This window comes from Lacrimispora xylanisolvens (assembly GCF_002934545.1).
GTDB classification, from domain to species: domain Bacteria; phylum Bacillota; class Clostridia; order Lachnospirales; family Lachnospiraceae; genus Lacrimispora; species Lacrimispora xylanisolvens.
This window is the reverse complement of sequence record NZ_PTJA01000005.1, coordinates 238,514-252,858: the sequence shown is the minus strand read 5'-3', so window position 1 is coordinate 252,858 and position 14,345 is coordinate 238,514. Positions and strand designations below refer to the sequence as shown.

General features: G+C 36.3%; 13 protein-coding genes and 1 pseudogene. All 14 read left to right on the top strand.

Going from position 1 to position 14,345, the window contains the following annotated elements; genetic code table 11:
- Positions 1-42 precede the first annotated feature (42 nt).
- The 14 genes and pseudogenes from greA (at position 43) to BXY41_RS11485 (ending at position 14,322) form a co-directional block, all read left to right on the top strand.
- A complete protein-coding gene (gene greA, locus BXY41_RS11545) occupies positions 43-525 on the top strand; it encodes a transcription elongation factor GreA (protein ID WP_104436990.1) in 483 nt (160 codons plus the stop codon).
- Positions 526-565: 40 nt separating this feature from the next.
- Positions 566-2,062, top strand: a pseudogene (lysS, locus tag BXY41_RS11540) (lysine--tRNA ligase); the annotation flags it as partial.
- 249 nt (positions 2,063-2,311) lie between these two features.
- Positions 2,312-2,458 (top strand): DUF6462 family protein, encoded by a 147-nt coding sequence (locus BXY41_RS27490; protein WP_432765512.1) that lies wholly within the window; start codon positions 2,312-2,314, stop codon positions 2,456-2,458.
- 417 nt (positions 2,459-2,875) lie between these two features.
- Positions 2,876-3,067: a MerR family transcriptional regulator gene (locus BXY41_RS11535; RefSeq protein WP_104436988.1), complete on the top strand. Its 192-nt coding sequence runs from the start codon at positions 2,876-2,878 to the stop codon at positions 3,065-3,067.
- A 57-nt stretch (positions 3,068-3,124) separates the two neighbouring features.
- A complete protein-coding gene (locus tag BXY41_RS11530; RefSeq protein WP_104436987.1) occupies positions 3,125-4,072 on the top strand; it encodes a helix-turn-helix transcriptional regulator in 948 nt (315 codons plus the stop codon).
- A gap of 16 nt (positions 4,073-4,088) precedes the next feature.
- A complete protein-coding gene (locus BXY41_RS11525; protein ID WP_104436986.1) occupies positions 4,089-6,140 on the top strand; it encodes a dynamin family protein in 2,052 nt (683 codons plus the stop codon).
- Complete coding sequence (locus BXY41_RS11520) at positions 6,127-6,741, top strand: hypothetical protein (protein ID WP_104436985.1); 615 nt, start codon at positions 6,127-6,129, stop codon at positions 6,739-6,741. Before BXY41_RS11525 ends, BXY41_RS11520 begins: the two co-directional genes overlap by 14 nt.
- Positions 6,742-9,993 (top strand): ATP-binding protein, encoded by a 3,252-nt coding sequence (locus BXY41_RS11515; protein ID WP_104436984.1) that lies wholly within the window; start codon positions 6,742-6,744, stop codon positions 9,991-9,993.
- Positions 9,984-10,769 (top strand): HNH/ENDO VII family nuclease, encoded by a 786-nt coding sequence (locus tag BXY41_RS11510; protein WP_207657068.1) that lies wholly within the window; start codon positions 9,984-9,986, stop codon positions 10,767-10,769. The genes BXY41_RS11515 and BXY41_RS11510 overlap by 10 nt, the downstream gene beginning before the upstream one ends.
- Complete coding sequence (locus tag BXY41_RS11505; protein WP_104436983.1) at positions 10,766-11,170, top strand: SMI1/KNR4 family protein; 405 nt, start codon at positions 10,766-10,768, stop codon at positions 11,168-11,170. The genes BXY41_RS11510 and BXY41_RS11505 overlap by 4 nt, the downstream gene beginning before the upstream one ends.
- A gap of 281 nt (positions 11,171-11,451) precedes the next feature.
- The gene (locus tag BXY41_RS11500; protein WP_104436982.1) at positions 11,452-12,666 is read left to right on the top strand and encodes an AAA family ATPase; all 1,215 of its coding nucleotides are present in this window, start codon (positions 11,452-11,454) and stop codon (positions 12,664-12,666) included.
- 4 nt (positions 12,667-12,670) lie between these two features.
- Positions 12,671-13,084, top strand: a complete 414-nt coding sequence (locus BXY41_RS11495; protein ID WP_104436981.1) for a PD-(D/E)XK nuclease domain-containing protein — start codon at positions 12,671-12,673, stop codon at positions 13,082-13,084.
- 244 nt (positions 13,085-13,328) lie between these two features.
- Positions 13,329-13,601 (top strand): HPr family phosphocarrier protein, encoded by a 273-nt coding sequence (locus BXY41_RS11490; RefSeq protein WP_104436980.1) that lies wholly within the window; start codon positions 13,329-13,331, stop codon positions 13,599-13,601.
- Between the two features lie 10 nt (positions 13,602-13,611).
- Entirely contained in the window at positions 13,612-14,322 is a 711-nt protein-coding gene (locus BXY41_RS11485; RefSeq protein ID WP_104436979.1) for an MBL fold metallo-hydrolase, read from the top strand.
- The last annotated feature ends 23 nt before the right edge of the window (positions 14,323-14,345 follow it).

The window sequence follows — 14,345 nt, the reverse complement described above, 5'->3', positions numbered from 1 at the left end:
ATGTGATTTAGCGAGTAAGTAACCAGGAGGAAGTAAAAAACCATGGTAGACAAGAAAAATATTTTAACCTATGAAGGTCTTAAGAGATACGAAGATGAGCTTCAGAACTTAAAAGTAGTCAAAAGAAAAGAAGTTGCCCAGAAAATCAAGGAAGCCAGAGAACAGGGTGATTTATCCGAGAATGCAGAGTATGATGCTGCCAAAGATGAGCAGAGGGACATCGAGCTGCGTATCGAAGAGCTGGAGAAGCTGCTTAAGAATGCAGAAGTAGTCGTAGAAGATGAAATAGACTTAGATAAGATTAATATTGGCTGTAAAGTAAAAGTCTACGATGTGGATGAAGACGAAGAGATGGAATTCAAGATTGTTGGATCCACCGAAGCAAACAGCCTTCAGAATAAGATTTCCAATGAATCTCCGGTAGGTCAGGCGCTGATTGGTAAAAAAGTAGGAGACGTTGTTGACGTTGAGACTCAGTCAGGAGTCATTCAGTACAAAGTACTTGAGATTCAGAGAGTGTCTTAAAAGTACTTCCTTAACATAGTTCACAAAGGAGTGAAAACAAGTGGCAGAACAGCAGAATCAAAACCAGAATCAGGTTGTAGAAGAGGATTTAAACCATTTACTTAAGGTTCGCCGGGAGAAGCTGGCTGAGCTTCAGGAATCAGGAAAAGATCCGTTTAAAGTTACAAAGTACGATGTTACCGTACACAGCAGTGAGATCAAAGAAAATTATGAAGTCTGGGAAGGCAAAGAAGTCTCCATCGCAGGACGTCTGATGTCCAAGCGGGTTATGGGAAAGGCCTCTTTTTGTAATGTCCAGGATTTAAAGGGTAATATTCAGTCCTATGTAGCAAGAGACAGCATTGGTGAAGAATCCTATAAAGAATTTAAAAAACTTGATATCGGTGATATCGTTGGAATCAAGGGAACCGCATTTACCACTAAGACAGGAGAGGTTTCCATCCATGCGGAAAGCGTGGAACTGCTGACCAAGAGTCTGCAGATTCTGCCTGAGAAGTTCCATGGCCTTACTAATACCGATCTTCGTTACAGACAGAGATATGTTGATTTAATTATGAATCCGGAAGTACGCGATACTTTTGTGAAGCGTTCCCAGATTATTAAGGAGATCCGTAATCATCTGGATGCCCAGGGCTTTATGGAGGTTGAGACTCCTATGCTGGTGGCCAATGCAGGCGGAGCAGCAGCAAGACCTTTTGATACCCACTACAACGCCCTTGATGAGGACGTGAAGCTGCGTATCTCTCTGGAACTTTATTTAAAGAGACTGATCGTAGGCGGTTTAGAGCGGGTTTATGAAATTGGACGTGTTTTCCGTAACGAAGGCGTAGATACCAGACATAATCCTGAATTTACACTGATGGAGCTCTATCAGGCATATACCGATTACCACGGCATGATGGATCTGGTGGAGAATTTATTCCGTGAGGTTGCATTAAAAGTGCTTGGCACAGCGGTTGTAACCTATGACGGAGTAGAGATTGATTTGTCTAAACCATTCGAGCGTATTTCCATGGTTGACGCTCTGAAGAAATATAAGGATATTGATTTTACCGCCATTCATACAGATGAAGAAGCCAAAGCTCTTGCAGATCAGTATCACGTAGCTTACGAAGCAAGACATAAAAAGGGCGATATTTTAAGCCTTCTGTTTGAAGAGTTTGTAGAGGAGCATCTGATTCAGCCTACGTTCATTATTGATCATCCGGTTGAGATTTCACCTCTTACAAAGAAAAAGCCAAGCGATCCGGAATATACAGAGCGGTTCGAGCTGTTTATTACAAGACGTGAGATGGCAAATGCTTATTCTGAGTTAAATGATCCGCTGGATCAGATTGAGAGATTTAAGGCTCAGGAGGCACTTCTGGCAGCGGGGGATGATGAAGCGAATTCTATGGATGAAGACTTCGTGAATGCGCTGATGATCGGTATGCCACCGACTGGCGGTATTGGAATTGGTATTGACCGGTTTGTGATGTTGCTTACGGATAGTTATGCGATCAGGGACGTGTTGTTGTTCCCGACGATGAAAAGTTTGGATAAATAAAGTCAGTAAAATCAAGGGTTTGAAGCATGTCGAACTACTAGAGGACAGTTAATTGACAGTAAATTGACAGTCCATAGTTTGAAATAGTTAGTGATAATTTCAAACATCCTTATAAAATTCAATTTAAGATTTTTGCACTTAAAGGACACTTTTCAAAAATAGACTTTTTGAAAGGTGTCCTTTTTTGCGTTGTAGTCGAACAATATCAATCGTATTTTAGTTTGAAAAGAGAACAGCGTTATGGCAGATTCTAATTTTAGAGTTGTAAGAGGAAAAGAAATAAATAAGAAGTTCGTACGATATAAAGAAGGTGCTGATTTATATAGCATGAGTCAGTCAAGCAGTATCCATTACGCTTGTAAAACTACCACGCATTGCAACAAATAGGGCAATGATTACAGCTACCAGGGAACAAAAAGTAAAGCAATTGGAAGTTAGGCAGACACAAAAAACTAAGTCCGAGAAAAGCAGGTATTGTGACAGATACGGAGCAGTTGATATAGTTATACTTCTGAATGATAAGGATTAGGCACCTATCAGTATGATATCTGATGTTTTATAAGAAGTATATGTACATATATAAGTTTTCGACAAAATAAATTACTATTTTGGAAAAAAGCTAAAACATAAAATTGATATTGTTCGAGCAACGGTATATAATATTTTTATCAGAATTACAAAGTAAAATATGTGAAAGCATATAATGTATAACTATAGGGACTGTAAAATGTCAACCAGTTACTTATCAATGTGACATTACAGGAATGTTTTTCTGTGGTGTCTTTTTTTATTGAGGTGGAACAGATGATTGGATATTTGAAAATTTCAGAAGTATCAAAGAAGTGGGGAATAAGCGAAAGAAGAATCAATACATTGTGCAACGATGGGAGAATTGAAGGTGCAGTGAAATTTGGAACTACTTGGGCGATACCAGAAGGCGCTGAGAAACCTAATGATGAAAGAATTAAATCGAGAAAGTATATAAAAAAGAACTAGAATGACAGAAACTGTCCTTGCTGGCAACTATAATTATGTACAGGAGGTGGATAAGTGATGGATGAAAAGAATGGAAAGGTTGAGAGAACTCTTGGAATATATACACGTCTGATGAATGGATATATAGTGAATAAAGCTGAAGAAGCAAATCGTTATGGGGTAAATGAAAGAAGTATCCAAAGAGATATTGATGATATTCGCAACTATTTGGAATTGGATGCTGAGAGTCATGGTTTCATTAATTCTGTAATATATGATCGAGGGCGTCAAGGATATAGACTGGAACAGATATATAAAATGCGACTTACAAATAGTGAGGTGTTAGCAATTTGTAAAATTTTATTAGATAGTCGTGCTCTTACAAAGAATGAAATGACGGATGTATTGCAAAGGCTGATTGATTGTTGTGTTCCACAGAGCAATCAGAAATTAATCGAACAATTAATAAAAAATGAAGAATTTCACTATATTGAGCCAAGGCATCATACAGTTTTCTTAGATACATTGTGGGATATAGGAACTGCGATACAAGAGAGTAGATATATAGAAATTAAGTACCAGGGAGTACTGGGAACCACAGTAAAAACAAGAAAATTGAAACCATTGGCAATTATATTTTCAGAGTATTATTTCTATCTTACTGCTTTTATTGAGGATGAAAAAGTAAGAGAAAACTTTGATGTGATAAATGATGCTTTTCCTACTATTTACAGGGTTGATAGAATAAAACAATTAAAAATTACAAACGAGCGATATCGAATCCCATATAAGGATCGGTTTGAGGAAGGTGAATTTAGAAAGAGAATTCAGTTTATGTATGGAGGTAAACTACAAAAAATAAAATTTGAATATTCAGGTCCAGATATAGATGCTATTCTAGATAGACTACCTACAGCAAAAATAATAGATAAGTTGGATGGCAATTATATTGTATGTGCTGAAGTGTTTGGAAAGGGAATTGATATGTGGCTGAGAAGTCAAGGTGAAAAAGTAAAATTATTATAGGTGGAGGAAACACAACATGATAACTAAAGATTATAAGCAAAACAAAAAGCAAGTATTGAACTTGTATGAGGAATACAAAAAATCCTGTGCAAGTTCAGGTAAGAAGGTAAGTGACAACATTATTGATCAGGCTAAAAAAATCATGGATGAAGTTTTTAATCTGATGATTGTAGGAGAGGCAAAAAGTGGAAAGTCCACATTTATTAACGCATATCTTGGTAGAGAAGTTGTTCCTATGGATGTCAGACAGTGTACGAGCGCCATAATTAAAATTAAACGTGGTGACGAATTTAAGCTGGTTGCTAAGACGGCTGCAGGCGGAAGAACAACTGTTACTGGCTATGAAAAGATACGCGATTTTCTGAAATATCATGCTGCAATTTCTGATAAATACAGAAACATTCCCATAACAACAATTAATAATGAGATATTAATTAAGTATAAAGGCGGTAAAATTCCAAAGCATATTATGGATACCTTCCTTGAGGCAGAAGCAAAGGATAATCTTTTTAATATGAACCTGGATGAGTACAATAACTTAATCATCTCATATATAAGAGAGAACAGAGATGCATGGGGAAAGATTATCACAGAGATAGAGATAACATATCCGCTTCCAGAAGAAATGCAAGGAATTACATTGATTGACAGCCCAGGTGTAGGTGCAGGCGGAAATGTTGGAAAGATTGCAGAAGAGTATATCAAAAATGCAAATGCTATAATTTTTGTTAAGTCCTTAAATGGACAGGCATTGGAATCATCATCGTTCATGAATTTTCTTAGAAATAATTGTACTGATAGAAAGAAGGAATCTTTATTTTTAGTACTGACCGGAAAATCAAATCTTTCAGGATCTGACTATGCGAGCCTAAAAGAACAGGCAGAAGCTATGTATAAAAATGATATCCGAGCTGAAAAAATTATTGGTGTAGATAGTAAGGTGCAGTTGTTCTTGAATATGTGTAAAGAGCTTGGAACGGAAGAATCAATTGATGAATTCTTTGAGCAACTCGATGAGTCCGACGAAAATTTTCCACCAGCTAGTAACTGCTGGTTAAGAGCAGCAAAGAAGGGTGGAATGTCTGTATTTGAAGAAAAAATGGGAGAAATGTCAAATTTCTACAGTGTCTATGCTGCATTAGAGAAGTTTGCTCGCGTGGCTAACTATATTCAGTTAATTGATTTCTTAGAAAACCTGGAAAAAGAATACCAGAGATATTTGGGTGTTTACTCATCAGTGTTGAACGAGGCAAAGGAAAGCGTTGATGATCCAGAAGCTCTTGAAGATCGGATAAAGACCAAAAAGAAAGAGATTTCTGAAGTTTATTCAAAAATAAATGAAGGTATCAATGAGATATATAAAAAATACACCGATAACATCAATGGTGAAGGTGTCATAATGAATGAGGCAGAAAAGAAAAAGGAAGTATATGAGGAAAAATTAGTAAATTTTAATAAACTCCCTGAGTACGAAATTAATGATTCAACTTTTAGCTCAATGAAGAAAATGACATTTGATGCCATTGATGAGACTAAAGCGTTCCGCAGGGAGATTGCCGACAGAGTTATTGAAGAGTGTAACAAGAAGTTGATTCAGTACACTGATGATCCTTCTAAAATTCCTGCTGAAGCATACAATCCTAATTTTACAGAGGCGGATTTTGAGAATATCGATGAAGAAGCAAAAGAACAAACCTCAGGGTATAAAGATGTTGAAAGTGGATTGACATTCAAATCGGTTGAAAGAGTACCATATCATCATTTGAAAGAGCACGTAAAACTTGTGTCAAACAGCATTAGTGACAGATTGAACGATGAAATAATTCCTAAGATGACAGATAACGTTGTGAATTATGTGAATAAGTGTACGGAAATATACAAAGCGCAACTTACAATGCATAAACAGGAACTGGAGGATGAATATCAAAAGTTGTTAGAGGATCAGAAAAACAATGATAATATTCGAGTAAACATTGAAGATTTGGAAGGCAAAATCAAAGGTATTCAGCATGGATTAGGAACACTAGGAGAGCTGAAAGGAGAACTTAAAAATTATGTTGCAGAGTAATGATAAAAAGAAAATTGAGAACTATATTGACAAGATTATAGAAAGTTTAAGAAAAGATGCAAGAAAGAGCATATCTTCTGGAATGTCTGATAAGCAAGTGATTAACAAAATCACGATAACAACGGTTAATAAGTTTACTCCGGAAAGTAAAATGATTTTGTCCAGTACATACAATATGCTTATGGAGAAGACCCTTGCAGGTTCACTTTATTTGAACGCGGAGAATAAGGCAGCATTTTACCAGCTAGATATATTGAAGGATCTTAATAGTAAATTCGTTTTTGATATTCCAGATAAGATTGACTACCAAGAAAGCAAAAAAGAATTCGATAAGTGGGTAAAATGTGGAGCAGTTGTGGTGGTGGGTGGAATTGTTAGCATTCCACTTAAGAGTTTGACTCCAATTGGAATAGCAGTAATTATAGCAGTAATCATGGCAATTGTATTAAAAGATGATAATAAAGTTGGTAAAACTGATATTAGTGCTATCATAGATAATTATCTTAGTGACATAAAGAAATCTGTATTTTTGTGGATTGAATCAGTAGAAAAATACTATGACGAGAAAATCGCTATATTAGAGAAGGGAATGAAGGCTTAGATGGCAAATGAAATAACCGTTATGGACGAGGATAAAAGGCTCTCCATATTTAAAAAAGATACAGAGCTGCTCGCAAGATGCACTGCGGATTTTGTTTCAAATTTTTATCCTGCATATAGCATTAGCCAAGAAACAGCTATCAATCTAGAAAAAGAAAATTCGCTGGAGTTATTAAATTCATTTACATTTTATAGATTAAGTGAGTGCACAGTTGACAAAGTGGATGAGTTGTTTCCTTTTTTTGCTGCAAAAATGCAGAAACTCTACACAATGGCATATTCCATTAAGCAGGAAGTGTGCTATGGAATTGTAAGCAATGCAGGAAAAACGTCTTTAGTGATTGGAATTGCTCCTACATCAAGTAATACGACAGTAAAAAAGATTATTGAAGGACTTCTTCCGGGAATGAAAATCGACGAATTTCAGGAGAGTTTTGCAAATAGTAAAATAGTATCAAAAGATGATAAAAATGGTTACGACCAAGATAGATATGTTGGTTGCATTTCTGGTGTACCGGCATTAAAAATTGATGGGGAATTACAAAATAAGGATTTATCAGCCTTGATGCGTAGTTTGAATGGCGAAAATTATACAATTATGGTTCTTTGTAAGCCTGTCGATGAGTATGAAATTCAAAATAAAATTAACCAGGCAATAAAGATACAGGATGATTGCTTTGCTATCTCAAAACGAACAGTTTCTTTACAAAAAGGTGATTCGGAGAGCAATACACACACAGCCACGCATAACGAAAGCAATGGAACACAAGAAAGTAAAACAAAAGGGGGAAGCATGTCAGGTGCTTTACCTACGGCAGCTGCAGGCGCTGCTATTGGTTCTATCATTCCAGGAGTGGGAACGGTAGTTGGAGCTGTAGGCGGTGGACTTATTGGATTAATTGTTGGAAAGCAATTCAACTTTAACAGAAGTAAGACTAAAGGTACTTCCCATAGTGTGACTGATGGGTATAGTGATGCTGTAACAAAAACAATAAATAGTAGTGAATCAATATCAGGTGATATTCAGAATGGTTTTGCATTGGAACTTATGAAGATGGCTGAGTCAATGACCGATAGATTGAAGATTGGTCGCAGTATTGGTATGTGGGAATCTGTAGTTACTTATTCATCTGATAGTGAAATCGCTAGTAAAATCATACAAGGAAGTTTATACAGCGAGGTGGCATCTGGGGTTCCTGAAATCTTGCCGCCAGTTGTTTTCTCTTATAAGGATAGTTGCTTTGGCGATAAGGGCGAAGTGAAAAACATACATAATCAGCAACTTCTTATCCCTGAGGGTTTCTTTGAAAACACAAGTAATAGTCCTTTGTGTAGCTTGGTTACTTCAGAAGAATTGTGCGGAATATGTACAATTCCAGTAGATAATACCGTAGGATTTGAGATAAAGAAAGCAAAGGGGTATTCGATCAATAGTAAGATTGATAACTCAGATATATCTATTGGAAAAGTATGTGAGTATGAGAGACCTTTGCCAAATGTTCAGTTTGGTCTTAGTGAGGAGGATCTTAATAAACATACATTTGTTTGTGGAATTACTGGTAGCGGTAAGACTAATACTGTAAAAGGAATTCTTGAAGCAGTGGATAAGCCTTTTTTGGTAATAGAACCAGCAAAGAAGGAATATCGTAATTTAACGAAAGAGGTCGAAGTGTTTACATTGGGACGTCCGGAGATTAACTGTTTGAAGTTAAATCCATTTTACATATTACCTGGAATTAGTCCTCAGCAGCATATAGATTTGCTGAAAGACCTATTTTGCGCTTCATTTGCATTCTATGGTCCAATGCCTTATATATTGGAAAAGTGTTTATATAACATTTATACCAAGAAAGGATGGAATTTAACATTAGGGTTTCACCCATGTTTGACAGGTGGAAATGGTGGACTTAGTATTTTCAATGAAAACGAAGTAAAAGATAAGTATGCGGTAAAAGCCCATAAGTATCTCTTTCCAATGATGCAGGATTTGAAAAATGAAGTTGATTATTACATCGAAAACGAAATGTCATATGAGGGAGAGGTAAAGGGAAATATCCGAAGCGCTATTAAGGCAAGAATTGATAGTTTATGCGTTGGTGCAAAAGGATTTATGTTTAATACCTACGATATAATGAATTTCGACGACCTGCTTGGAAAAAATACTGTTCTTGAGTTGGAAGGCTTAGCCGATGATGCGGATAAGGCTTTTGCATTAGGACTACTCATCTTGTATGTAAATGAATATAGGCAGGTTAAGAAGGAAATTGGAGAAGTCAAAGGGCTAGAGCATTTATTAGTAATTGAAGAAGCACATAGATTGCTTAAGAATGTGTCTACAGAGAATAATGAAGACTTAGGAAATCCAAAGGGAAAAGCAGTAGAGCACTTCTCTAATATGCTTGCAGAGATGCGCTCATATGGTCAGGGAGTTATTGTCGCAGAACAGATACCGAGCAAGTTAGCTCCTGATGTTATTAAGAATTCTTCAAATAAGATTATACATAGAATAGTAGCTATGGATGATCAAGAGGCAGTGGCAAATACTATAGGTGTGGAAGTAGAAAATGCAATATATCTTGGTAACCAAAAAGTGGGCTATGCTCTTTGCCATAAAGAAGGAATGGTTCAGCCAGTTATTGTCAAGATTAATGAGGTTAAGAAAAACAACATTACAGATACCAATCTTTATGAACGCGATATAGAGGGAAAACTATTTAACATCAATAAGAGCATCATATCAAATCAACTTCCAAAAGAAGTGTCAGTATGGGCTGTGAAAACACTGATAAGTTTGATGTATAAGCCTGATAAAGATAAAATATTTAACGGACTTGAAAAAGCTAATGAGGATCTGGATAAAAAAATTATGCTCAAGTCAATGACTATGATACCTGGCGTAAATAAAAAAGATTGTATAATTAGTAGTATCACTGATGAAGTTATTTCTTTACTGATTTCAGGTGCGTTTAGTAATCACCAAATGCCATCTGATGAGATGATAAAATTGTTGGAGAGCACAATTAGGGTTCCAACCGTTGAGAAGCTTGTAGATATAGAAAAGATAATGCAGAAATTTTATAAAAAGAAACCGGAAGCACGAGTTGTAGAGATTGTTGCATGTTTAGTCTCGGCTGAATATGCAGCTGGTTATGATATTTCTAATCTTACAAATGATTTTCTTTTATTTGAAGATAAATCATTTATTACAAATGTGAAATCAAAACTGTATCAGGAGATGAGAGGATGGCTATAGAAATTGCTGCTGCATTAAAAGAAGCTGGAAAAGTTGCAAAGGACGTTTTTGAGAAGACCGGTGAAGCTGCTGTTGATAAAGGTAAGCAGCTTGGAGAAAAAGCAAAGCAAATGACAGAAGGTAATATTGATGAGATTGCTTCTAAATCGGTTGAGGATATAAAGGCTACAGGCGATGGAGTAATGACTAAGCTGGAAGATATAAAGTACTTGACACCTGAGCAACTAAGAGAAAAAATGGAACAGAACATTGAAAATGTAAGGGACAAGATCTCTGAGAATAAGGGCGAAACATCTGAAGGCGATACGGATGCTAATGAAAATACTCACGAAGGACTGACCCAAGAGGAAAAAGTAAAGATTAAGGAAGAAACAGGTTGGTCTGATGAAATTATTGATGCTATAGGCTCAATGAAAGAATATGAGATTTATAAAAATGCAGGTCTCATAGAAGCAGAGATTGGTGGCAAGAAGTGCTTAATAAGAGATGACATTGATTGGAATCAGAAGGATGCAATGGGCAGGACTAATAAAGAAAGAGCTGAACAGGGCTTATCACCAATTAGTAAAGATGGTAAAGTTATCGAATTACATCATATCGGGCAGCATACCGATAGTCCTTTGGCGGAACTTACGCAGGAAGAACACAGAGGCAAAGGCAATGATTCAATATTACATGATAAGACCAAGGAATCAGAAATTGATAGGCAGGCATTTGGAAATGAGAGAAGTTCACATTGGGAATCAAGAGCAAATGAAAGTGAGGCGAGCGTATGAGTGATATAGTAAATAAGATTAAATCAATTGAAAAGCTATACCAGGCAAAGGGTTGTTCTTTTAAGCAACTGAAGGACGCACAGAATGAGCTTGGATTATCTTTTCCAGAAGAATTTGTTGACTACGTAAAAGCATATGGAGCGATTAGCTTCTATGGAACTGAATGGACTGGACTAAACGTTGAAGGATATCTTAATGTTGTCCAAGTGACAAAACAGGAGAAAGAACTGAATTCATCGTTTCCAGTAAATTGCTTTGTACTTGAAAATCAGGGAATTGATGGATTGATAGTAATTTGCAACGAGGAGGGTCAGGTATTTAGTTTGCAGTATGATAAATTGGAAAAGATTCACGATTCTATATCCGATTATCTGACTGAATGCTTAAGTAGAGCAAAATAGTTTCTAAATTAAATTGAAAAAATATAAAAAGAAAAAAGAGATAAATTAGGGCATGTTTAAACTGGATGGAGGATTGGTAGGAATAAATAGAATTCTGTTGTTCCAACAGAGAGAATAAGGAGATTGCAGATTGCGGTCTCCTTTTCAATTTTCTAATTTCTTTAAGCTTCTTGTGTAATATATTATGAATAGAATACATTGGCCTGGACTGGTAAGACTGGAAGTAATATGTTATTATAAAGATAGCACGTTCTGAAAATGTTTTAGAAAGGATAGAAGGCATGGGTGTAAAAAGAATCTTACCAATCGGAAATGATGATTTTCGTAAATTACGTGAAAATGGATCCTATTACGTAGATAAAACATTAATGATAAAGGATTTTATAGAAATGAAGGATGAAGTTACACTGATTGCCCGTCCAAGGAGGTTTGGAAAGACATTAAATGTGACGATGCTTAAGGAATTTTTTGATATCGAAAAGGATAGCAGAGATATTTTTAATGGTCTGGCAATTATGGATACGGAATACGCGGATCAGATTAATTCAAGACCTGTCATTTATTTTACATTTAAAAATTCTAAAGGAACCACGGTAGAGGAGCTGACTGCCCAATTAAAATTGGCGATGCAAGAACAATATGGTTACTATGAAGAAAAATTCAGAGATAAACTAAACAAAAATTCTTTTAGTACGAAGAAATTTTATGAATCCTACGATTTGTTGATGGATCAGAAATCCACTCATATCTATCTGTCTGGTGTGTTACTGGATTTAACCAGAGTTGTTTATGAATTCTATCATATACGTCCGATTCTTTTAATTGATGAATATGACCAGCCAATTATGAGCAGTTACGAATACGGATACCATAACCAGCTGGGCCCGTTTTTTGCCAATCTTTATGGGAGTGCAATGAAGGGAAATTCATCACTTGGTCAGGCTCTTATCACGGGAGTACAGAGAGTTGCTAAGGAAAGTATATTTTCTCAATTTAACAATGCCAGAGTGTATACGGTTATGCACAAACAATATGCATCTTATTTTGGCCTTACTGTTGGGGAGACAGAAAAACTTTTAACTGATTATGGTTTGATTTTGGACGAAAATGTACGTATGAAGTATGATGGTTACCGATTTGGAGGAGTAGAAATATACAATCCATGGTCTGTTTTAAATTATGCTGATATAGGTTCATTGGATAACTATTGGATTAATACATCCTTTAACTTTTTAGTGAAACAAGCACTTCGGACAGCAGACAAGCGATTTTGGGAAGACTTTGATCAATTGGCTTCAGGAAAAGAAATATCTGTATGGCTTACGTTAGAAACTTCATATATAGAACGAGATAGTAATTATAGTTTGTGGGGACTACTGGTGAACTCGGGCTATCTGACCGCCCTGAAACGGATTGATTCCAATACGGCAGTGGTAAAAATTCCTAATGATGAAGTGATGTCGGAATTTCAAGTATTGATAGATATCAGGTGTTGACGGAATGGACTTGCAGCAAATGCTTTCTTGCCTGATTAATAAAGATATGAAACGGTTTTTTGAGTTATATCAGGATATTGTCATATCTTGCACCAGTTACATGGATGCCAAGGAAAATGCATATCACATGCTGTTTTTAGGAATGTGCATTACGCTAAGAGGCACTTATAAGGTAACAAGTAACATAGAAGCCGGATTCGGAAGAAGTGATATCACTCTGGAAGCATTGATGCCTGCTCATAGTCATGTAATTATTGAATTTAAACAGGGAGAAGATTTGGAACGGCTTAGGGAAGAGGCATTACAACAGATAATTGATAATCAATATTATACAGGATTATCAGGAGAGGTTCTGTGTGTCGGTTTAGCCCATGACAAGAAACGATGCAGTATGGTGCATAAGATCATACAGATATAAATGTTATATGAACAGGGCCGTGCCAGACGCATGGCTCTATTTAGTGAAACTTATGATCGTAACTTGATAAAATGACTAACTGATTAAAATGCAACCATTTACAATTGAAGCCTAAAAATAGAGATAATGATCATATTCGTTTGCTTTTTCCTTTACAGAACTACCATTACAAACTATACTTTCCTTAAAGAGACTAATGATCATTTAAATGCCGCTATTACTGTATTAAAAGGGGAGGAATACCATGGAAATCGTTATAGTGACCGTACCAAACCCATATGGATTACATGCAAGACCGGCCAGTTTGCTGTCAAAGCTTGCTATGGGATTTATAAGTGAAATTATAGTCTATAAAAATGAAGACCTCACCAGGAAATATAATGCGAAGAATGTACTTTCCTTAATGGATATGAACGCAATAAAGGGGGACAAGCTGAAGTTTGAAGCCCAGGGCGAAGATGAAAAAGAAGCGATTTTATCCATAGCAACCTTTGCAGAAAGCGGATTTGGAGAATAGGAGACATACTATGAGATTAAATCGGTTAACAGAAAATATATACTATACGGAATGCGATTCCAACAGCGATCGCCCTGTTTTAGGTTATATCAATGGGGATCGATGTTCGGTAATGGTTGATGCAGGCAATTCCGGGAATCATGTGAAAGATTATAATTTTTTTCTGACGCAGCAAGGCTTAAAAAAGCCGAAATATTGTATTATAACACACTGGCATTGGGATCATACATATGGTCTGCATGCCGTTGATGCAGAAACAATTGCACATACAAAGACCAACCAGGAATTGGTCAGAATGTCTTCCTGGGAATTTACTGATTCCAGAATGAAGGAGCGGTTGATATCCGGCGAAGAAATTGCGTTTGCAGATGAGCACATCCGGGCAGAGTATCCAAAGTTAAAAGAAATAAAGGTGGTTCCGGCACTGATAACTTTTGAGCAAAAAATTGTATTGGACTGCGGCAGCATTACGTGCGAGTGTATGCACCTTCCATCCGCACATAGTGATGATTCCGTAGCTGTTTTCGTTCCAGAGGAAAGAGTGATATTTTTAGGAGATATTTATAACGATGGCTTTTATCAGAATCATTACAGAGATCTGGAAAAAACAAAACAATTATATCAGGAATTAAGTATGATTGACTTTGAGTTAGCAGTGGTTGGTCATAGTGAGCCGGTTAGAAAAGATAATATTTTGAACTTTTTGCACCGATTCTTTTAAAAATCAGCATAAAGTAAGAGGGA